General features: G+C 61.4%; 17 protein-coding genes. 9 read left to right on the top strand and 8 right to left on the bottom strand.

Going from position 1 to position 20,054, the window contains the following annotated elements; translation table 11 throughout:
- Window positions 1-7 precede the first annotated feature (7 nt).
- Complete coding sequence (locus ACZ5VE_RS03445; RefSeq protein WP_464456672.1) at window positions 8-865, top strand: sulfurtransferase; 858 nt, start codon at window positions 8-10, stop codon at window positions 863-865.
- 9 nt (window positions 866-874) lie between these two features.
- On the opposite strand, the gene ACZ5VE_RS03440 is transcribed toward ACZ5VE_RS03445, so the two are convergent.
- Entirely contained in the window at window positions 875-1,756 is an 882-nt protein-coding gene (locus ACZ5VE_RS03440; protein WP_464457430.1) for a ZIP family metal transporter, read from the bottom strand.
- 96 nt (window positions 1,757-1,852) lie between these two features.
- Window positions 1,853-2,755 carry a dienelactone hydrolase family protein gene (locus ACZ5VE_RS03435; RefSeq protein ID WP_464456671.1) on the bottom strand — a complete coding sequence of 301 codons (903 nt, stop codon included), beginning with the start codon at window positions 2,753-2,755 and terminating at the stop codon, window positions 1,853-1,855.
- A gap of 110 nt (window positions 2,756-2,865) precedes the next feature.
- Here ACZ5VE_RS03435 and ACZ5VE_RS03430 point away from each other — a divergent pair, with 110 nt between their 5' ends.
- Window positions 2,866-3,513: a glutathione S-transferase gene (locus tag ACZ5VE_RS03430; RefSeq protein ID WP_464456670.1), complete on the top strand. Its 648-nt coding sequence runs from the start codon at window positions 2,866-2,868 to the stop codon at window positions 3,511-3,513.
- 3 nt (window positions 3,514-3,516) lie between these two features.
- Here the strand turns inward: ACZ5VE_RS03430 and polA are convergent, their stop codons facing one another.
- Together polA and ACZ5VE_RS03420 are read right to left on the bottom strand one after the other, a co-directional pair.
- Complete coding sequence (polA, locus tag ACZ5VE_RS03425) at window positions 3,517-6,399, bottom strand: DNA polymerase I (protein WP_464456669.1); 2,883 nt, start codon at window positions 6,397-6,399, stop codon at window positions 3,517-3,519.
- Window positions 6,400-6,453: 54 nt separating this feature from the next.
- Window positions 6,454-6,924, bottom strand: coding sequence for an SRPBCC family protein (locus ACZ5VE_RS03420; protein ID WP_464456668.1), 471 nt, complete (start codon window positions 6,922-6,924; stop codon window positions 6,454-6,456).
- A gap of 145 nt (window positions 6,925-7,069) precedes the next feature.
- Between ACZ5VE_RS03420 and ACZ5VE_RS03415 the strand changes: the two genes are divergently transcribed.
- The 6 genes from ACZ5VE_RS03415 (at window position 7,070) to ACZ5VE_RS03390 (ending at window position 13,891) form a co-directional block, all read left to right on the top strand.
- Entirely contained in the window at window positions 7,070-8,032 is a 963-nt protein-coding gene (locus tag ACZ5VE_RS03415) for a homoserine kinase (RefSeq protein ID WP_464456667.1), read from the top strand.
- A 4-nt stretch (window positions 8,033-8,036) separates the two neighbouring features.
- Window positions 8,037-8,822, top strand: a complete 786-nt coding sequence (locus ACZ5VE_RS03410; RefSeq protein ID WP_464456666.1) for a BPSS1780 family membrane protein — start codon at window positions 8,037-8,039, stop codon at window positions 8,820-8,822.
- A 180-nt stretch (window positions 8,823-9,002) separates the two neighbouring features.
- Complete coding sequence (locus ACZ5VE_RS03405; RefSeq protein WP_464456665.1) at window positions 9,003-10,247, top strand: ABC transporter substrate-binding protein; 1,245 nt, start codon at window positions 9,003-9,005, stop codon at window positions 10,245-10,247.
- A 92-nt stretch (window positions 10,248-10,339) separates the two neighbouring features.
- Window positions 10,340-11,218 (top strand): branched-chain amino acid ABC transporter permease, encoded by an 879-nt coding sequence (locus ACZ5VE_RS03400; protein WP_019429604.1) that lies wholly within the window; start codon window positions 10,340-10,342, stop codon window positions 11,216-11,218.
- Between the two features lie 2 nt (window positions 11,219-11,220).
- The gene (locus ACZ5VE_RS03395) at window positions 11,221-13,146 is read left to right on the top strand and encodes a branched-chain amino acid ABC transporter ATP-binding protein/permease (RefSeq protein WP_464457429.1); all 1,926 of its coding nucleotides are present in this window, start codon (window positions 11,221-11,223) and stop codon (window positions 13,144-13,146) included.
- 22 nt (window positions 13,147-13,168) lie between these two features.
- Complete coding sequence (locus ACZ5VE_RS03390) at window positions 13,169-13,891, top strand: ABC transporter ATP-binding protein (protein WP_019429602.1); 723 nt, start codon at window positions 13,169-13,171, stop codon at window positions 13,889-13,891.
- A gap of 155 nt (window positions 13,892-14,046) precedes the next feature.
- Here the strand turns inward: ACZ5VE_RS03390 and ACZ5VE_RS03385 are convergent, their stop codons facing one another.
- Together ACZ5VE_RS03385 and ACZ5VE_RS03380 are read right to left on the bottom strand one after the other, a co-directional pair.
- Window positions 14,047-14,523 (bottom strand): FKBP-type peptidyl-prolyl cis-trans isomerase, encoded by a 477-nt coding sequence (locus ACZ5VE_RS03385; RefSeq protein ID WP_464456664.1) that lies wholly within the window; start codon window positions 14,521-14,523, stop codon window positions 14,047-14,049.
- A gap of 170 nt (window positions 14,524-14,693) precedes the next feature.
- Window positions 14,694-17,120 carry a UvrD-helicase domain-containing protein gene (locus ACZ5VE_RS03380; protein ID WP_464456663.1) on the bottom strand — a complete coding sequence of 809 codons (2,427 nt, stop codon included), beginning with the start codon at window positions 17,118-17,120 and terminating at the stop codon, window positions 14,694-14,696.
- A gap of 213 nt (window positions 17,121-17,333) precedes the next feature.
- Here ACZ5VE_RS03380 and ACZ5VE_RS03375 point away from each other — a divergent pair, with 213 nt between their 5' ends.
- Window positions 17,334-18,311: a GMP reductase gene (locus ACZ5VE_RS03375; protein ID WP_464456662.1), complete on the top strand. Its 978-nt coding sequence runs from the start codon at window positions 17,334-17,336 to the stop codon at window positions 18,309-18,311.
- A 70-nt stretch (window positions 18,312-18,381) separates the two neighbouring features.
- On the opposite strand, the gene ACZ5VE_RS03370 is transcribed toward ACZ5VE_RS03375, so the two are convergent.
- A complete protein-coding gene (locus ACZ5VE_RS03370; RefSeq protein ID WP_464456661.1) occupies window positions 18,382-19,113 on the bottom strand; it encodes a sulfite exporter TauE/SafE family protein in 732 nt (243 codons plus the stop codon).
- A gap of 16 nt (window positions 19,114-19,129) precedes the next feature.
- Window positions 19,130-20,035, bottom strand: coding sequence for a LysR family transcriptional regulator (locus tag ACZ5VE_RS03365; protein ID WP_464456660.1), 906 nt, complete (start codon window positions 20,033-20,035; stop codon window positions 19,130-19,132).
- Between the last annotated feature and the right edge of the window lie 19 nt (window positions 20,036-20,054).

Raw genomic sequence — 20,054 nt, 5'->3', positions numbered from 1 at the left:
ACTCCGCATGTACAACTTGCTCATCACCCCCGCCGAGTTGCAAGAACTTCAGCAACAAGGCACGGCCTGCGCGGTGCTCGACTGCAGTTTTGACCTGATGAAGCCCGAGTTGGCGGGCTCTTTTTTTGAGGCGGTGCACATCGCAGGCGCTTTGCCCGCCAACCTCGACAAAGACCTGAGCACCCACACCCCAGGCGTGGCTGTGAACGGCGGACGCCACCCTCTGCCGCGACGCGAGACCGTGGCGCAATGGTTGGGCAGCCTGGGCATTCACAACGGCATGCAAATCGTGGCTTATGACCGCAACAAAGGCCATTACTGTGGCCGTTTGTGGTGGATGCTCAAATGGCTGGGGCACGATGCCGTGGCTGTGCTCGATGGGGGCCTGCAAGCTTGGGAGGCGACAGGCGGGGCGTTGGCATCCGGCGCTGCCACCCCGGCTTCAAGCGCCCATTTCGAACTCAAGGCTCCACTGCGCCAACTGTTGCTGACCGAACAGGTCTCAGCCCAATTGGGGCGCCCCACACAAACCATCATGGACGCCCGAGCAGGAGCGCGTCACCGGGGCGAGGTCGAGCCGCTGGACCCGGTTGCCGGGCATATTCCCGGGGCACTCAATCGCCCTTTCACCGAGAATTTCACAGAAGATGGTCGTTTCAAGAGTTCCAGCGAACTCAAAGCCGAATGGGACCAAGTGCTGGCAGGCCGCCCTGCGAGCAGCGTGGTGCACCACTGCGGCAGCGGTGTGACCGCCGTGCCCAACATCATCGCCATGGAGCTGGCGGGCTTTGGGCCTACCGCGCTGTACGCGGGCAGCTGGAGCGAGTGGAGCCGCACCCCGGGCCTGCCCTGCGCCCAGGGCTGAAGCGCTTTTTCAGTGGCTGTGCCCGGCCAGGGTGCTGACCAGCACCACCATGCCCATGCCCACGGCCAGCCAGACAATTTGAGATGCGGTTTCACGCGCTGACAACCGTTTTTGCAACTGGGGAATCAGGTCGGCCAGCGCCACATACATGAAGCTGCTGCTGGCCACCACCAAGAAGTAAGGCAACCAGTCGTGCAAGGCATCAACCAGCACATAGCCCATGGCACCGCCAAGCGCTGTGATGGCCCCTGCCATGGAGACCTTGACGATGGCGGCCTTGCGGCTGCTGCTGCCCTGACGCAAAACAGCCAAGTCACCCATGTGGTGCGGCACCTCGTGCGCCATCACGGCCAAGGCGGCAATCACCCCCAGGCGCATATCGGCCATGAAGGCCGACGCGATCAGAATGCCGTCGCCAAAACAATGCACGCTGTCACCGGCCAAAACCGCCCATTGACCTCGGGGCAGGTCGCCGGAATCCGCATTGTGGTGGTGATCACCATGGGCATCGGCGTGAGCGTGAGCGTGCGCATGGGCGTGCACATGGTTTTTGTGACGGTCATGGTCATGCCCCTGAGCATGCCCCCCCCCGTTTGCATGGTCGTGCCCGTGGTGGTGTTCGTGCCCGTGATGCCACAGCTCGGCTTTGTCGAGCAAAAAGAAAAACACCAAACCCAGCAACAAGGTCATGAACAAGGTGTGCGGCTCCAGCTCACTCTCGAAGGCCTCGGGCAACAGGTGCAAAAAAGACGTGGCCAGCAAGGCCCCGGCCGCCAGACTGAGCATGTGCTGGGTGTAGCGGCTCAACACGCCAAAACTCAGCCAGGCCGCCACCCAGACGCTGCCAATGCCTGCCACCAAAGTCCCTACCAAAATCGCCAATAAAGTCATCATGTTTCCCGGCGTGCATGGCACCCCAAAACAAACCGCCCCAAAGGGCGGTTTTTCATAACTCACGCCCCAAAGGGCGGTTGTTGCATTCAAAAATCAGGCCACTCCATGGCTTTTCAGCCACGCCAGCAAGCGCTGCCAGCCGTCTTCTGCGGCCGCCTTGCGGAAGCTCGGGCGGTAGTCGGCATGAAACGCGTGTGGAGCCTCAGGATAAACCACAAACTCACTGGTTTTGGCCGCCGCCGTGCCTTGCGCGAGTGCGGCTTTCATCTTATCAACGCTTTCCAGCGAAATGCCCGTGTCGGCTGCGCCATACAAACCCAGCACGGGGGCCTTGAGCTGGCCCGTCAAGTCCACCGGGTGGCTGGGGGTCAGGGCCGAGGCGTTGCCCAACAGGCGACCGTACCAAGCCACACCGGCTTTGACCTTCGGCTGGTGCGCGGCATACAGCCACACGATGCGCCCGCCCCAGCAAAAACCGGTGATGGCCAATTTACCGGTGTTGCCGCCGTTGGCCGCAGCCCAGGCCACCGTGGCGTCCAGGTCGGCCATGACCTGGGCATCGGGCACCTTGGTGATCACTTCGGCCTGCAGCTTGCCGATGTCGGTGTAAGCCTTGGCATCGCCCTGGCGCACGAACAGTTCAGGGGCCACGGCCATGTAGCCCGCGCGGGCCAGGCGGCGCGTCACATCGGCCACGTATTCATGCACCCCGAAAATCTCGGAAATCACCAGCACCACCGGCAAACCGGTTTGGCCTGCGGGCGCGCTGCGGTAAGCGGGCATTTTGAAACCATTCACGTCGATGGTGACCGGCCCCGACACCAGCCCGTCCGCCGGGGTCTGGATGGCGGTCTGGGCCATCAGCGGCGCGGCTGCGGCCGCATAACCCACGCCCAAAGCAGCCTTCAAAGCCACGCGGCGCGTGGTGCCCGCATCGGTGATGCGGCCGCCCAGCAAAGCCTGGGCATCGGAAATCAGATCGTTGTTCAAGGCCATCTCCAAATTCATCGCATGAAAGGGGTTGTCATCTTGGCACAAGCGCCTGCATGCTGCCCGGCGCAGGGCCTTTGCGACCCGGTGCCGCGCCAGGCCTTTAGACTCCGGCCATGTCCAAGCTGCCCGCACTGCCTGTTTTGTATTCGTTTCGCCGCTGCCCCTACGCCATGCGGGCGCGCCTGGCCCTGCACGCCAGCGGCGTGGCGCACGAGCACCGCGAAGTGGTGCTCAAAAACAAACCCGCCCACCTGCTGGCCCTGTCGCCCAAAGGCACGGTGCCGGTCTTGTGGTTGCCCGCCGCAGGCGATAGGCAGGTGCTGGAACAAAGCCTGGACATCATGCTGTGGGCCCTGCGCCAGCACGACCCGCAAGACTGGCTGCCCGAGTCCGATGCGGGCATGGCCGATGTGCTGGCCCTGATCGCGCACAACGACGGGCCTTTCAAGCAGCAGCTGGACCGCTACAAATACCCCAACCGCTCAGGTCTGGACAGCGGCTTGGCCGACCGGGATGCGGCGGCGGTCTGGCTGCGCACCCTCGATGCCCGCTTACAGGAGCGGCCCTTTTTGGCGGGCGGGCAGTTGGGCCTGCCAGATGCCGCCATCGCCCCCTTTGTGCGGCAGTTCGCCCACACCGACCCCGACTGGTTTGCGGCGCAGCCTTGGGGCGCTTTGGCAGCTTGGCTGACCGCGTTTGAAGCCTCCGAAATGTTCGCCGCCATCATGCACAAGCATGTGCCCTGGCAAGAAGGCTCTTGACGCTCAGTGCGCCTGTTCCCAGTTGGGCCCAAAGCCCACTTCGGCCAGCAAAGGCACTTTCAGATCGGCCACGCCCGCCATGATGCGCGGCACCTCGGTGCGCACCCACTCAACTTCTGATTCGGGCACTTCAAACACCAGTTCGTCGTGCACCTGCATGATGACCTTGGTGGCCTTGCCTTGTTCGTCGAGCGCCTTTTGCACCGCGACCATGCTCAGCTTGATCAGGTCAGCGGCCGTGCCCTGCATGGGCGCGTTGATGGCGGCGCGCTCGGCACCGGCGCGGCGCGGGCCATTGGGGCTGTTGATCTCGGGCAGCATCAGGCGGCGGCCAAACACGGTCTCCACATAGCCCTGCGCCTTGGCCTGTTCGCGGGTGCTGTCCATGTAGTGCTTGACCCCCGCAAAGCGCTCGAAGTAGCGGGTGATGTAGTTTTTGGCCGCGGTGTTGTCGATGCCCAGTGCCTTGGCCAGACCAAAGGCACTCATGCCGTAGATCAGGCCGAAGTTGATGGTCTTGGCGTAACGGCGCTGCTCGCTGCTCACCGTGTCGGGCGTCGCGCCAAACACCTCGGCCGCCGTGGCTTTGTGCACGTCCAGCCCTTCGTGGAAGGCTTTGAGCAAGGCCGCGTCGTCGCTCAGGTGCGCCATGATGCGCAGCTCGATCTGGCTGTAGTCGGCGCTGGCGATCACGCAGCCTGCGGGGGCCACAAAGGCCTCACGCACCTTGCGGCCCTCGGCGGTGCGCACCGGGATGTTTTGCAAATTGGGCTCGTTGCTCGACAGGCGGCCCGTGACGGCCACGGCCTGCGCGTAGTTGGTGTGCACACGGCCCGTGCGCGGCAGGGCCAGCTGCGCCAGCTTGTCGGTGTAGGTGCCTTTGAGCTTGGACAGGCTCCGGTGCTCCAGGATGCGGGCGGGCAGCGGGTAGTCCTCGGCCAGTTTTTCCAGCACCTCTTCGTCGGTGCTGCGGGCCCCGGTGGCGGTTTTCTTGACCACCGGCAGGCCCAGTTTGTCAAAAAAGATTTCGCCCAGCTGCTTGGGGCTGGCCAGGTTGAAGGGCTGCCCGGCGATCTCGTAAGCCTCGGTTTCGAGCTGCACAATGCGCTCGCCCAGCGCCTGGCTTTGCGCGGCCAACGTGGGCGCGTCGATCAGCACGCCATTGCGCTCGATGCGGTACAGCGCTTCGCTGGTGGCGATCTCCAAGTCGTACACAAACTTGAGGCCCGCATGCGCTTCAATCTGCGGCCACAGGGCAAAATGCACGTCCAGGCACTGGTCCGAGTCTTCGCACGAATAATGCGCGGCCTTGTCCACATCGACCTGCGCAAACGGGATCTGGTGCGCGCCCTTGCCGCACAAGTCCTCATAGGTCACGCCCCGGCGGCCCACATGGCGCTCGGCCAAACTGCTCAACCCGTGCGGCTTGTGCACTTCAAGCACATAGCTCTCCAGCATGGTGTCGTGAGCGTAGCCCTGCACCTCGATGCCGTGGTTCGCGAACACATGGCGGTCGTATTTGATGTTCTGGCCCAGCTTGTGGCGGGCCGGGTTTTCGAGCCAGGGCTTGAGCTTGGCCAAGACGTCTGCCAACGGCAGCTGCTCGGGCGCGCCCGGGCCGTTGTGCGCCAGCGGAATGTAGGCCGCCTCGCCGGGTGTGACGCTCAGCGATATGCCCACGATCTCGGCACGCATGGCGTCCAGCGAGGTCGTTTCGGTGTCGATGGCGGTGAGCGGTGCTTGCTCGATCCGGGCCAGCCAGGTGTCGAACGCGGCCCAGTCGAGGACGGTGTCGTATTTCAGATCGCCTTGCACCGCGCTGGCGGCGTTGTCCAGCACGGGCAATGCCGGGGCTTCGTCGTCTTCGGAGCCACCAAACAAATCGCCCATGCCGGTGTCTTTGGGCTTGCTCACTTTGGCCTTGGCCGCAGGCGCAGGCATGGCCCCGCCCAGCGACTGCACCAGGCCCTTGAAGCCGTAGGTCTGGTAAAAATTGAGCAGCTTGTCCTTGTCGGGCGCGTGCAGGTGCAGGCTGGCGAGCGATGGCAAATCCGGCACCCAGCCGTTCAGATCGCAATCGGTTTTCATGGTCACGAGCGCCCGGCCCTTGGGCAGCCAGTCCACCGCCTGGCGCAGGTTTTCGCCCGCCACGCCCTTGATCTCGTGGGCGTGTGCCATCAAGTTGTCGAGCGAGCCGTATTCGAGCAGCCACTTGGCCGCCGTCTTGGGGCCGACCTTGTGCACGCCGGGCACGTTGTCCACCGGGTCGCCCACCAGGGTCTGGTAGTCGATCATCAGCGAGGGCGGCACGCCGAACTCTTCGGTCACACCCGCCACATCGCGCACCTTGCCGTTCATCGTGTCGATGATGGTGATGTGTTCGTTGACCAGCTGGCTCAAGTCCTTGTCGCCGCTCGACACCGTCACCTCGATGCCCTGCTGGGCGGCGGTGTGGGCCAAGGTGGCGATCACGTCGTCTGCCTCGACACCGGGCACGTCCAGCACCGTCCAGCCCATCAGGCGCACCAGTTCGTGGATCGGCTCGATTTGGCTGCGCAGGTCGTCGGGCATGGGGCTGCGGTGGGCCTTGTACTCGGGGTACATCTCGTCGCGGAAAGTCGGGCCCTTGGCGTCGAACACGCAGGCGGCATAGACGGCAGGCACATCCTTGCGCAGCCGCTCCATCATGTTGATCATGCCGCGGATCGCCCCGGTGGCGGGGCTGGTCGGATCGCCCGGCACGGCCCGCAAATCGGGCATGGCATGGAAGGCGCGGTACAGGTAGCTGGAGCCGTCGACCAGCAGCAAGCTGGGTTTGACTGGGGCGCTGTCGGCTGCGGTGACGGGTGTGGTGGCAGGGGCGGTGTCAGGGGTGTTTTCGCTCATCCCCCGATTGTGCACGGCCCACCCCTCCCTACCCGGTCAGGCTGGATGGCACGGTCAACCCGGAATATCGGGCTCCACCAGGTTGGCCAGCTGCGCCAGCGACTCCTGCCAGCCCAGGTAGCACATCTCCAGCGGAATCACGTCCGGAATGCCCGCCTGCGAAATGCTGACCTCGGTGCCGCACAGCACGGGCTTCAGGGCCACGGTCACTTCGAGCACGCCCGGCAAGTTCGGGTCATCGAACTGGTCCGTGTAGCGAATCAACGCGTTGGGCACCAGTTCCAGGTACTCGCCACCAAACGAATGGCCGTTGCCCGTCGAAAAATTGTGAAACGACATGCGGAACGTGCCACCCACACGCGGCTCCAGGTGGTGCACTTTGCAGGTGAAACCATAAGGCGGCAGCCATTTGGCCATCGCCTCGGCGTCCAGAAATGCGCGGTAAACCTTCTCGGGCGAGGCTTTCAGCACCCGGTGCAGGCGAATTGTGCGATCGGAATTGCGGTCGGAATTGCTATCGGACATGGGTAACTCCTGTTTGAGGTCAGCATGAAGCGGCAGAAGTTAACACGCTCGCCATGAACCGCCCACGTCAGCCCGGCCATGCCGCCACCTACAATCTCAGCTTCATTTCTATACGGGCCACCCTGCAGGCCCACCGATTGCAACCATGGCGGTATTCACCGAAGTCACCGAAGCCCAGGCCAATGACCTGATGCAAGCCCTGAACCTGGGCCAGCTCACCGCTTTGCGCGGCATCGAAGGTGGCATTGAAAACACCAACTACTTCGCCACCACAGACCAAGGTGAGTACGTGCTCACCCTGTTCGAGCGCTTGACTCACGAACAGCTGCCGTTTTACCTGTACCTCATGAAGCACCTGGCCGGGCGCGGCATTCCGGTGCCCGACCCGGCGGCCAACCGCGATGGCGACGTCCTTCACACCGTGGCGGGCAAACCCGCCGCTGTCGTCAACAAGCTGGCAGGCAAGAGCCAGTTGCAGCCACAAGTCGTGCACGCTGCTGCTGTGGGCTACATGCTGGCGCGCATGCACCTGGCCGGGGCCGACTACAACCGCAACCAACCCAACTTGCGCGGCCTGCCCTGGTGGAACGAGACGGTGCCCGTGGTCCTGCCTTACATGGATGAAGCCCAAGCCGCCCTGCTGCGCAGCGAACTGGCTTATCAAAACCACATGGCGGCCAGCGCCGCCTATGCCGCCTTGCCCCGTGGCCCGGTGCACGCTGATCTGTTCCGCGACAACGTGATGTTCGACGGTGAGCAGCTGACCGGCTTCTTCGATTTCTATTTCGCGGGTGTGGACACCTGGCTGTTTGACCTAGCGGTCTGCCTGAACGACTGGTGCATTGACTTGCCTACGGGCGTGCACGATGGCGAACGCGCCCAGGCCATGCTGAACGCCTACAACCTGGTGCGCCCCTTGGGTGCCGCAGAACGCGAATTGCTGCCTGCCCTTTTGCGCGCAGGGGCTTTGCGTTTCTGGATTTCAAGGCTGTGGGACTACCATCTGCCCCGCGAAGCTTCCATGCTCAAGCCCCACGACCCCACGCACTTCGAACGCGTGTTGCGTGGCCGCGTAGACCACCCTGTCCTGGCCTCTGCCCTCGTCTGACCCCATGAACCTGCAAATTGTTCCCGCCCGCACCGGCCTGCACTGGGCCATTCAAGGCGTGCGCACGTTCTGGCGTCAGCCACTGGCCATGTCTGGCTTGTTTTTCCTGTTCATGGCGACCGTGTCGGTGCTGTCCTTGGTGCCCTTCATCGGCGGTGCTTTGGCTTTGATCGCGCTGCCAGCGCTGACGCTGGGCATGATGGCGGCCACGCAAACAGCCACGCAAGGCCAATTTCCCATGCCCGGTATTTTGTTTGTGGCATTGAAAGCAGGGCCTCAACGCAAAACCATGCTCCACCTGGGTGGCTGGTATGCCGTGCTGTTTCTGGGCGTGATGCTGATTTCCATGCTCGCTGACGGCGGCACTTTTGCCAAAGTTTATTTCGGGGGCGCAGCCATCACCCCGGAAACGGTCAACACTGAATCGTTCCAACTGGCCTTGTGGGTGTCCATGGTGCTTTACATCCCGGTGTCCATGATGTTCTGGCATGCACCGGCCTTGGTCTATTGGCATGGCCTGCCCGCTGGCAAAAGCCTGTTTTTCAGCTTGGTCGCCTGCTGGCGCAACCTGAAGGCGTTCTCGGTCTATGTGCTGGTCTGGATCGGTATTTTCACCGGCTCAGGCATCTTGGCATTGCTCGTGGCCAGCTTGCTGGGTGATCCCCAACTGATGATGGCCATCCTCATGCCCATGGCCTTGATGGTGACCGCGATGTTCTTCACATCGATGTTGTTTACGGTTCAAAGCTGTTTTACCCCCACGGCCAGGCCCGATGCAGACCCTCTTTGAATTATTTTTTGCATCCACCGCAATTTAATTCACGCCAAAACCCGCCACCCAAGGGTTCACGCTAACCAATAGCATCCCTAGTGTCCAACATAATGACCAGCGCAAGTTCTGTTGCTGGTCGAGGAATTTTCGAAAACCCTTGGCTGCGGCAGATTTCTCAATCCATCTGGAGATTTCTACATGCAACGTCGCACCCACTTGACCCTCCTCGCATCCCTGATGCTGACCACCGGTCTGGCTTTTGCCGCAGACCCCATCAAAGTCGGCGTGACCGGCCCTTACACCGGCGGTTCTTCGTCCATGGGCGTGAGCATGCGTGATGGCGTCAAACTGGCCATCAGCGAAATCAACAAAGCCGGTGGCGTGTTGGGCCGTCAGCTGCAAGCTGTCGAACGTGACGACGAAGCCAAAAACGAGCGTGGCGTGCAAATCGCCCAAGAACTGATCAACAAAGAAAAAGTGGTCGCCACTTTGGGCTTCATCAACACCGGCGTGGCCCTGGCTTCGCAGCGTTTTTACCAAGAAGCCAAGATCCCCGTCTTCAACAACGTGGCCACCGGCTCCATCGTGACCCAGCAGTTCAAGGCCCCTGAGTTCCCAGACAACTACATCTTCCGCAACGCCGCGCACGACAGCATCCAGGCGCCCATGATCGTGGAAGAAGCCATCGGTCGCCGTGGCTTCAAGAAAGTCGCCATCCTGGCCGACTCGACCAACTACGGCCAACTGGGTCGCGAAGACCTGGAAAAAGCCCTGACCGCCAAAGGCGTGAAGGCTGTGGCGGTTGAAAAGTTCAACATCAAGGATGTGGACATGACCGCCCAGTTGCTCAAGGCCAAAGAAGCCGGCGCTGAAGCGATCCTGACCTACGCGATTGGCCCAGAGTTGGCACAAATCGCCAACGGCATGACCAAACTGGGCTGGAAAGTGCCCATGGTCGGCAGCTGGACTTTGTCGATGGCCAACTTCATTGACAACGCAGGCCCTGGCGGCGAAGGCGCACGCATGCCGCAAACCTTCATCCAGGAAGCCAACACCGTCAAGCGCAAAGCCTTCATCGACGGCTACCTGAAGACCTTCAAGCCCAAAAACAACCGCATCGACTCGCCTGTGTCGGCAGCTCAAGGTTATGACTCGGTTTACCTGTTGGCCGCTGCCATCAAGCAAGCGGGCAGCACCGACGGCGTGAAGATCCGCGAAGCCCTGGAAAACCTGCAAACCAAGGTCGAAGGCGTGGTCACCACGTATGACAAGCCTTTCACCCACGACGACCACGAAGCCATCACCGCCAACATTCCGGTGTTTGGTGAAGTCAAAGGCAGCCGTGTGGTTTACGCCTATGAAGAAGACAGCAAAAAAGGCGCTGACATCCGCACCAAAGCAGCCAAGAAAGAGGCTGCTGCCAAGCAGCCCGCCAAGAAGTAATTTGTGAACTTCCACACACCGTATTCGCTCACGCGGATACGGTGTTTTTTTCTGTGCCTTAGCTTTTCACTTCTTACCTCCTGAGTCCCCTTATGGAAATCCTGCTTCAACTTGTTTACAGCGGTATCGCGCTGGGCATGATCTATGCGGTCATTGCCTTTGGCTACCAGCTGACTTTTGCCACGTCCGACACCTTGAACTTCGGCCAGGGCGAAGCCCTGATGCTGGGCGCATTGGTCGCCTTGACATTGGTCGACCGCCTGGGCATGAACTATTGGCTGGCGATTCCGCTGGTTGGCGTCTTTGGCTTGTTTCAAGGCGCATTGGTCGAACGCATCGGTGTGCGTCCCGCCATCAAGATCAAAAGCGAATTTGGCTGGATCATGTCCACCATCGCGCTGGGCATCATCTTCAAAAACGTGGCTGAAAACATCTGGGGCCGCGACGATCTGAAATTCCCATCGCCCCTGCCTGAATCGCCCCTGAAAATTTTGGGTGCCAACGTGCTGCCCATGGAACTGCTGGTCATTGGCGGCGCTTTGCTGATGATGCTGGCGGTCGAGTTCTTCAACCGCAAGACGATTTACGGCAAAGCCGTGGTCGCCACCTTCAATGACCGCGATGCCGCCAAACTGATGGGCATCAACACCGGTCTGGTAATCACCTTCTCGTATGCCCTGTCCTCACTGACCGCTTCGTTTGCGGGCATGCTGATTGCCCCGCTGACTCTGACGGGTGCCACCATGGGCGCGGTGCTGGGTCTCAAGGCCTTTGCGGTCGCCATCATTGGCGGCCTGACCAGCGGCATGGGCATCATCGTGGGCGGCATCATTTTGGGCATTGCCGAAACCACCACGGGCTTTTACCTGTCCACCGGCTACAAGGATGTGCCCGGTCTGGTTCTTCTTTTGCTGGTGCTGGCTGTCAAGCCCGCTGGCTTGTTTGGTAAATCTGCGATTAAGAAGGTCTGATGATGAATCGCAAATACTTCATTGCTTCCGTGCTGGGCTTCATCGCCTTGTGCCTCGTGCCTGTTTTCACGCACAACCCCTACTACATCCACCTGGTCGAGACCATCATGATCTACGCGATCTTGTTGTTCGGTCTGGACATCGTGGTCGGCTACACCGGTCAGGTCTCGCTGGGCCATGCCGGTCTGTTCGGCATTGGCGCTTACACCGCAGGCGTGCTGTTCCTCAAGGTTGGTGCGCCGTTTTGGGTCATCCTGCCCGCCAGCATCGCGGTCACTGCCGTATTTGGCGCGATCCTGGCCTTGCCTGCGCTGCGGGTGTCCGGGCCTTATCTGGCCATGGTCACGCTGGCGTTCGGCACGATCATCCAGATCCTGATCAACGAAATGACCTTCCTGACCGAAGGCCCCATGGGTTTGAAGATCCCCAAGCCCACAGTGGCCGGCTACAAGTTCACCGAAGAGTCGTTTTACTGGGTGGTCTGCGTGATGCTGGCCTTGTCGCTGTTGTTGGTGCACCGCGTGCTGCGCTCTCAGCTAGGCCGCGCCTTTGAAGCGCTGCGCGGCAGCCCCGTGGCGTCTGACTGCATGGGCGTCTCGGTCTACCGCTACAAGGTCTATGCCTTCGTGATCAGCGCCGGTTTCGCCGGTCTGGCCGGTTGCCTGTATGCGTATTCCGAGCAATACATTTCGCCCAACACCTACAACAACGAACTGACCGTGATGTTCTTGTTGGCCATCATCATGGGCGGCCGCAAGACCCGTCTGGGCGCCATGCTGGGCGCCACCATCATCGTGTTGCTGCCCAAGCTGCTGGACGATCTGGAAGCCTTCCGCATGGTCGCCAGCGGTTTGGCGGTGTTGATGCTGTTGGGTGCCGTGATTTGCATCGTCCGCCGCCGCACCACCTGGCAAACCATGTTCGTGCCGGTGGTCGGCACTGCTGCGCTGGCCGCGTTCTCGTTCTGGCTGGACAACATCACCGACTGGCGTCTGTCGATTTTCGGTTTGATGATCCTGTTTGTCGTGTACTACCTGCAAGACGGCATCGTCGGCTTTGCCCGCAGCCTGATGGGCAAGACTGCCAATTCAGACAACGTGATTGATCTGGAAGCTGGCAAAAACCAGCAAGGTGCTTTGGTCAACGCCACTGAAAACGGCAACGGCGATTTGCTGGTGGCCAAGCAAGTGCTGATGCAGTTTGGTGGCCTCAAAGCCATCAACCAGGTGGACCTGAACATCAAACGCGGCACGATCCACGGTTTGATCGGCCCCAACGGCTCGGGCAAGAGCACCATGATGAACGTGCTGACCGGCATTTACGTGCCCACAGCCGGTGACATCGCTTTTGCAGGCCGCTCGGTGGTGGGACGCACCTCGTCTGACATCGCCTTGTCCGGCATCGCCCGCACCTTCCAGAACGTGCAATTGTTTGGCGAGATGACCGCCTTGCAAAACGTGCAGGTCGGCTTGCACCACACCTTCAAGAGCAACTTCCTCGATGTGGCGCTGCACACGCCGCGCTACAACAAAGAAGAAAAGTCCGCCACCGAGCGCGGCATGAGCCTCTTGCACTTTGTAGGTCTGGCCGAGCTGGCCAACGAAGAAGCACGCAACCTGCCTTATGGCAAGCAGCGCCTCTTGGAAATTGCCCGCGCCTTGGCGTTGGACCCACAACTGCTGTTGCTCGACGAGCCTGCGGCTGGCTTGACCGCCCCCGACATCAAGGAGTTGGTGCAGATCATCCGCAAGATCCGCGACCACGGCATCACCGTGATCCTGATCGAGCACCACATGGACGTGGTCATGAGCATTTGCGACACCGTCTCGGTGCTGGACTTCGGCCAGAAGATTGCCGAAGGTGTGCCCGCAGAAGTTCAAGCCAACGAGAAGGTCATCGAAGCCTATCTCGGCGGCACAGCCACCTGATGGCCGATTGGAGTATCAAGACATGTTGAGTATCAAAAATCTGGAAGCAGGCTACGGCAAGGTGCACGTCCTGCATGGCATCAGCATCGAGGTGCCCAAAGGCAAAGTGGTGACCCTGATCGGCTCCAACGGCGCTGGCAAGACCACCACCATGCGCGCCATCTCCGGCATGATCCAGCCCACTGCGGGCGAGATCACGCTGAACGGCAAGCGCATCGACGGCATGGAGTCGTACCACATCGCCAAGTTGGGCCTGGCCCACTCGCCCGAAGGCCGCCGCGTGTTCGCCACCATGACAGTGACCGACAACCTGACGCTGGGCGCGTTTCCGCGCCTGACCGGCAGCCGCCCCAAAGGCGATGTGGCCGGTGACCTGGACCGTGCGATGGACCTGTTCCCCCGCCTCAAAGAGCGCCGCAACCAACTGGCCGGCACCTTGTCGGGCGGTGAGCAGCAAATGCTGGCCATGGCCCGCGCCGTGATGCTGAACCCCGAAGTGGTCCTGCTGGACGAGCCGTCGATGGGTCTGGCGCCGATTCTGGTGGAAGAGGTCTTCAAGATCATCAGCCGCCTGAAAGAGCAAGGCGTGACCATGCTGCTGGTCGAACAGTTCGCGGCTGCGGCACTGAACGTGGCCGACTATGGCTACGTGCTGGAAAACGGCCGCATTTCAGTGCACGGCGATGCCGAACGCCTGAAGACCGACCCGGCCGTGAAAGCGGCCTACCTGGGCGGCGGTCACTGAGCCAACACTCAAGCCGTTACAACGACAAAGGGGCAGTCCGCAAGGACTGCCCCTTTTGTTTGGGTGACTCTGGATGCAGTGTCGGGGCTGAAGCCACCGACCTACCGGTCAACAAGCCGCCGGTAGGTCAGCGCTTCAGCTCCGACATGGCCTGCTCAGTGGTGGTGGCCATGCGCGCCGTGCGCGTGGCGGTGGGTGATTTCTTCGGCCGAAGCGGCACGCACTTCCTGCACCGTCAAGGTCAGGGTCAGGTGCTGCCCAGCCCAGGGGTGGTTGGCGTCCAGAATGACTTGATCGCCCTTGATCTTGACCACATTGAAGACCTGCTCTTGGCCATCGTCAGAGCGGCCACGCAGCTGGCCACCCACTTTGACACCAGGTGGGAAATCCTTTTTGGAGATGGTCTGCACCAGCGCCTCGTCGCGCTCGCCAAAGGCATCGGCCGGAGCCAGCTTCAAGGTGGTGGTAAAGCCCACTTCCTGGCCTTCCAGCGCTTCTTCGATTTTGGGGAAGGTGTTGTCATAGCCACCGTGCAGGTAAGCGGTGGGCTCTTGCGTCTTGTCCAGCAACTGGCCCTGCGCGTTCACCACTTTGTGGTGCATGGTGACAACGGTGTCTTTGGTGATTTTCATAAAGCGTTTCCAGGTTATCAATGGGGTAATTGTCGTTCAGTCGCGGCCTCATTCGTCCACGTCACAGGTCTTTGTGAGAGCGAGCCCCTGCTCGCGAATGGTGACCATGGCCGACGAGCATTCGGCCGCAGGGGCGGCCTCCCACAGGGAAAGAACTCGCAACCAAAATTTCAAACCACGGTCAGCTTGGCCACGCTCAGCGCCAGCCATTTCACACCATGGCGCGGAAAATTGACCTGTGCCCGGGCATCGGCGCCCACGCCTTCAACAGCCAGAACTTTGCCCTCGCCAAACTTGGTGTGGAACACGTTTTTGCCTGCGCTGATGCCGTGCTCGGGCTCGGCCTTTTGCACCGGCACTGGCGGGCTTTTGTAGGTCTCGGTGCTCAGGCTGCTTTGGCCCCAGGCCGGACGGGCGTGGCGGCTTTGTGCAGGGGTCTGGCCCCAACCGCCACCAGAACCACTGCCGCCCCCACCTGCGGACGCACCGCCATAACCGCCACCTGAGCCCAGATTGGCAAACCCGGCCTGTTTGGGCGTGATCCATTTGAGGCACTCCTCGGGCAGCTCGTCCAGAAAGCGGCTTTTGAGGTTGTAGCGGGTCTGGCCGTGCAACATGCGCGTTTGTGAATGGCTCAGGTAAAGGCGCTTGCGGGCGCGGGTGATGGCCACATACATCAGGCGGCGCTCTTCTTCGAGGCCGTCAAAGTCGTTCATCGAGTTCTCATGCGGGAACAGGCCCTCTTCCAGCCCGGTGATGAACACCGCATCAAACTCCAAACCCTTGCTGGCGTGCACGGTCATGAGCTGCACCGCGTCTTCCCCTGCTTGCGCCTGGTTGTCGCCTGCTTCCAAAGAGGCGTGCGTGAGGAACGCAGCCAGCGGGCTCATGATCACGCCGTCTTCGCTGAATTCGTCAATGGTGCCCAAGTCAGCACTGCCCGAACCGCTCAAGCCTTGGCTGGCGGGGCTTTGCGACAAGGCTTGCGGCATGGCCACCGCGCTGCGCCCAAAGCCTTCTTGCGTGACAAAGCTCTCGGCCGCGTTGACCAATTCCTCCAAGTTCTCCACCCGGTCGGCACCTTCTTTTTCGGCGCGGTAGTGGTTGACCAAGCCGGTCTTGTCCAACACCAGGTCAATGATTTCGCGCAGCGTCAGCCCTTCAGTCTGCTCGCGCAGAACATCGACCATGGCCACAAACGCGGCCAGATTGGCCCCGGCCTTGCCCGTGGTGGCGCTCACGGCATCGTGCAATGAGCAGCCTGCGGCGCGGGCCGCGTCTTGCAACTGTTCAATGCTGCGGGCCCCGATGCCACGCGGCGGAAAGTTGACCACCCGCAAAAAGCTGGTGTCGTCGTTGGGGTTCTCCATCAGGCGCAAATAGGCCAGCGCGTGTTTGATCTCGGCCCGTTCAAAAAAGCGCAGACCGCCATACACGCGGTACGGGAACCCGGCATTGAACAGCGCGGTTTCGAGCACCCGGCTCTGGGCGTTGCTGCGGTACAGCAGCGCGATTTCCTTGCGCTCGAAACCGTCTTGCTTGACCAGATTGCGCAGCTCGTCGACCAGCCACTGGGCCTCGGCAAAGTCACTGGTCTGCTCGACCACGCGCACCGGCTCGCCCGCGCCCTGGTCGGTGCGCAGGGTTTTACCCAAACGCGTTTTGTTGTGGCTGATCAGGTGGTTGGCCGAGTCGAGGATGTTGCTGTAACTTCGGTAGTTCTGCTCCAGCTTGATCTGGTGCTTGACCTGGAACTCGCGCACAAAATCGGCCATGTTGCCCACGCGCGCGCCCCGAAAGGCGTAAATGCTCTGGTCGTCGTCGCCCACGGCCAAGATGGCACATTCACCGCCCTCACCCGGCAAACCCGCCAGCTGCTTGAGCCAGGCGTATTGCAGCTTGTTGGTGTCTTGGAACTCGTCCACCAGGATGTGGCGAAAGCGGCAGCGGTAATGCTCACGCACATGCACGTTGTCGCGCAGCAATTCATAAGAGCGCAGCATCAGTTCGCCAAAATCCACCACGCCTTCGCGCAGGCATTGCTCTTCGTACAACTGGTACAGCTCCACCTTGCGGCGGGTCTCGTCGTCGCGCACCGGCACATCACCGGGGCGCTGACCGTCTTCCTTGCAACCGGCAATGAAATACTGCACCTGCTTGGGCGGAAAGCGGTCTTCGTCCACATTGAACTGCTTGCACAGCCGCTTGATGGCCGAGAGCTGGTCTTGCGTGTCCAGAATCTGAAACGTCTGCGGCAAACCCGCCAGCTGGTAATGCGCCCGCAAAAACCGGTTGCACAGGCCATGAAAGGTGCCAATCCACATGGCGTTCACGTTGACGGGCAGCATGGCCTGCAAGCGCAGCTTCATCTCCTTGGCGGCCTTGTTGGTGAAGGTCACCGCCAAAATACCGCCGGGCGAGACCTGCGAGGTCTGCAAGAGCCAGGCGATGCGCGTGGTCAACACCCGCGTCTTGCCCGACCCGGCCCCGGCCAGGATCAGCGCATGCTCGGGCGGCAGGGCCACCGCACGGTATTGCTCTTCATTGAGCTGGGCGAGCAAGGGGGAAGAAGTGTTCGAGGAGGTGTCAGACAGCATAGGGGGAGATTGTAGGAAGTTACCGCAGAAAAAAACGTCCGTCTGAGTGCCGTCAGACAATGCGGGTAGAATCAGACACCGGGCCCAAGATTCTTGCGCCCGGTTTTTTTTGCCCTGAACCTGCAACGGGTTCACCACAGGGGCCAGAAAACCGGCCAGGCCAAGCGCTCACTCGTTCTTTCAACGAATCCTTTTTTGGAGCTTGGTTTTCTCATGGAAATTTTTGATTACGACAACATCCTGTTGCTGCCACGCAAATGCCGCGTGGAAAGCCGTTCCGAGTGCGACGCGGGCGTCGAGCTGGGTGGCCGCAAGTTCCGCCTGCCGGTGGTGCCTGCCAACATGAAAACGGTGGTCGACGAGTCGATCTGCCTGTGGATGGCACAAAACGACTACTTCTACGTGATGCACCGTTTTGACCTGGACAATGTCCAGTTTGTGCGCGACATGCACGCCAAGGGCGTTTACGCCTCGATCTCGCTGGGCGTCAAGGCCCCCGACCGCGCCACGGTGGACCAGCTGGCCGCCGAGGGCCTGGTGCCCGAATACATCACCATCGACATCGCCCACGGCCATGCCGACAGCGTGCGCGACATGATCGGCTACATCAAGGGCAAACTGCCCGCCAGCTTCATCATCGCGGGCAACGTGGCCACGCCCGAAGCCGTGATCGACCTGGAAAACTGGGGCGCTGACGCGACCAAAGTGGGCGTGGGTCCTGGCAAGGTCTGCATCACCAAGCTCAAAACCGGTTTTGGCACGGGCGGCTGGCAGCTGTCGGCCCTCAAGTGGTGCGCCCGCGTGGCGACCAAGCCGATCATTGCCGACGGCGGCATCCGCAGCCACGGCGACATCGCCAAGAGCGTGCGCTTTGGCGCGAGCATGGTCATGATCGGCTCACTCTTTGCCGGCCACGAAGAGTCGCCCGGCAAGACCGTCGAGGTCGATGGCGAGATGTTCAAGGAGTACTACGGCTCGGCGTCTGACTTCAACAAGGGCGAGTACAAGCACGTGGAAGGCAAGCGCATCCTCGAACCCATCAAGGGCAAGCTGGCCAACACGCTGATTGAGATGGAGCAGGACGTGCAAAGCTCGATCAGCTACGCCGGTGGCACCAAGCTGATGGACATCCGCAAGGTCAATTACGTGACCCTGGGCGGCGACAACGCGGGTGAACACCTGCTGATGTGAACCCATTGCCGCGTTCGCAGATAGGGGAGCCCATGGGCTCCCCTTTTTTGTCATGGCAAAGGTGGGGCGTTCAGCGCAAGGCCCGCAGCGCGAGCATCATGCCGCTGACCACCAGCAAGGCACAAATGCTCTGGCGCAAACGCGCTACCGGCACCCGGTGCGCCACGCGGTGCCCCAACCACACGCCGATCAGGGCCATACCGATCAACACCAGCCAGCGTTGCCAGAGCAAGTCACTGCTCAAACGCCCCTCCCAAGCCATGCCCACCAACACGGTGCTGGCCGCCACGGTGATGATCATGGGTGTGCTGGCGCGCATGTGCTGCACATCGGCCACACGGCGGCTCAGCCAGGCCACCACGAGCGGCCCCGCGGTGCCAAACAACATTTCCACCAAGCCAATGGCCGTGCCCACCGGATGCGCCCAGATAGGCGCAGGCAGACCTCTGCGCTGAGCCGCCGGGCGCAGCGCATTGACGCCCACGCCCGCCACATACAAGCCCAGCAGCAACAGTGGCCAGCGCGCGTGCAAATGCGGCAAAAGCCACAAGCCCGCCAAGGTGCCCGCCACCAGCCCGGGCACCAAACGCCCCAACTCATGCCACTGCACCTGACGCCAGTTCAGGCCGCTGTGAAATGCCGACGCGGGCACATCCATCAACAAAGTCAGCGCCACCACCTCGGGCAAGGGCCACTGCCACGCCAAGAGCGGCACGATGACCAGCGCCGAGCCAAAGCCCGTCAGACCCAGCACGCTGTAGCCCAGCAAAACCACCCCCATCGGTCCCAGCCACTCTTGCATGATATTTACCAGCCCTTCAATCGATCAATTGACTCGACACAAATTCCCGAAAAACAGCCATCACGGGCAGCTCGGTCCGGCCCGCCAGCGTGATGAGGGCCAAGCGTGCTCCACCGCGAAACGGCGGGTCCATGGCCAACTCGACCAGGGAGCCATCGGCCAACCCCTGTCGCGCTGCACCCACAATACCCAGAAAAATGGCATTGGTCTGGCGCACCACATCGATCAGGCTGGAGATTTCTTCGCACTGCACCGTGGTCAACTGCGCCGGGTTGGCCCGGGGACCGAAGTGGTCCACCATGATCCGGGCCACCTCTTGGGACAGCGGGGTTGAGGCCACCGGGTAATCCAGCAGCGAATCAAACGGCACCTGTCCACTATGCCGGGCCAAAATCGGGTGCCCCTGGCGGCACAAAAATCCGGCGCGCATCTCTGCAATGTGTTCGATGCTCAGATCGGGTGCGATCACCACACGCCGCACATCCACCACCAGCGCATCCAGCTGGCGCTCTCGCAACTGCAACAGCTGCAACTCGGTCGGTCCGCGCGACACGGACACATGCACCGTCGGATGGTGCTCTGCCATGTGGCACAGCCAAGGCGTCATCAGCATGGCGCCAGGCCCTGAACCCAAACCCACCCGCAAACTGCCCAAACCTCCTTCTTGCAACAAAGCTGCACCTTGCTTGAGTTCTTGCGCCTCATGCACGATGCGCCGAGCCCGCTCCAGCACAGACAGCCCCAGCGGGGTCAGCTCGTTCTTTTTGCCGATGCGGTCCACCAATGGCCCGCCCAGTTCTTCCTCCAGCACCTGAATGCTGCGGCTGAGCGCCGACTGGGTGATGTGCAGCTTTTCTGCGGCCCGGCTGAAAGATCCAGTCTCGGCCAAGGCCAGCCAATGTGACAGGTGCTTGAGATTCATTTATTCATTTTAAGAATGA

The sequence above is a fragment of the Limnohabitans sp. INBF003 genome, assembly GCF_055396645.1.
This window is presented reverse-complemented; position numbering and strand designations above follow the sequence as displayed.

What these genes read in the sequence shown, in the direction of transcription:
- ACZ5VE_RS03395 (WP_464457429.1), top strand. Translation starts at nt 11,221, where the DNA reads ATGAATCGCAAATACTTCATTGCTTCCGTGCTGGGCTTCATCGCCTTG.
- ACZ5VE_RS03445 (WP_464456672.1), top strand. Translation starts at nt 8, where the DNA reads ATGTACAACTTGCTCATCACCCCCGCCGAGTTGCAAGAACTTCAGCAA.
- ACZ5VE_RS03365 (WP_464456660.1), bottom strand. Translation starts at nt 20,035, where the DNA reads ATGAATCTCAAGCACCTGTCACATTGGCTGGCCTTGGCCGAGACTGGA.
- ACZ5VE_RS03370 (WP_464456661.1), bottom strand. Translation starts at nt 19,113, where the DNA reads ATGCAAGAGTGGCTGGGACCGATGGGGGTGGTTTTGCTGGGCTACAGC.
- ACZ5VE_RS03385 (WP_464456664.1), bottom strand. Translation starts at nt 14,523, where the DNA reads ATGAAAATCACCAAAGACACCGTTGTCACCATGCACCACAAAGTGGTG.
- ACZ5VE_RS03380 (WP_464456663.1), bottom strand. Translation starts at nt 17,120, where the DNA reads ATGCTGTCTGACACCTCCTCGAACACTTCTTCCCCCTTGCTCGCCCAG.
- ACZ5VE_RS03375 (WP_464456662.1), top strand. Translation starts at nt 17,334, where the DNA reads ATGGAAATTTTTGATTACGACAACATCCTGTTGCTGCCACGCAAATGC.
- polA (WP_464456669.1), bottom strand. Translation starts at nt 6,399, where the DNA reads ATGAGCGAAAACACCCCTGACACCGCCCCTGCCACCACACCCGTCACC.
- ACZ5VE_RS03440 (WP_464457430.1), bottom strand. Translation starts at nt 1,756, where the DNA reads ATGACTTTATTGGCGATTTTGGTAGGGACTTTGGTGGCAGGCATTGGC.
- ACZ5VE_RS03415 (WP_464456667.1), top strand. Translation starts at nt 7,070, where the DNA reads ATGGCGGTATTCACCGAAGTCACCGAAGCCCAGGCCAATGACCTGATG.
- ACZ5VE_RS03430 (WP_464456670.1), top strand. Translation starts at nt 2,866, where the DNA reads ATGTCCAAGCTGCCCGCACTGCCTGTTTTGTATTCGTTTCGCCGCTGC.
- ACZ5VE_RS03410 (WP_464456666.1), top strand. Translation starts at nt 8,037, where the DNA reads ATGAACCTGCAAATTGTTCCCGCCCGCACCGGCCTGCACTGGGCCATT.
- ACZ5VE_RS03400 (WP_019429604.1), top strand. Translation starts at nt 10,340, where the DNA reads ATGGAAATCCTGCTTCAACTTGTTTACAGCGGTATCGCGCTGGGCATG.
- ACZ5VE_RS03435 (WP_464456671.1), bottom strand. Translation starts at nt 2,755, where the DNA reads ATGGCCTTGAACAACGATCTGATTTCCGATGCCCAGGCTTTGCTGGGC.
- ACZ5VE_RS03420 (WP_464456668.1), bottom strand. Translation starts at nt 6,924, where the DNA reads ATGTCCGATAGCAATTCCGACCGCAATTCCGATCGCACAATTCGCCTG.
- ACZ5VE_RS03405 (WP_464456665.1), top strand. Translation starts at nt 9,003, where the DNA reads ATGCAACGTCGCACCCACTTGACCCTCCTCGCATCCCTGATGCTGACC.
- ACZ5VE_RS03390 (WP_019429602.1), top strand. Translation starts at nt 13,169, where the DNA reads ATGTTGAGTATCAAAAATCTGGAAGCAGGCTACGGCAAGGTGCACGTC.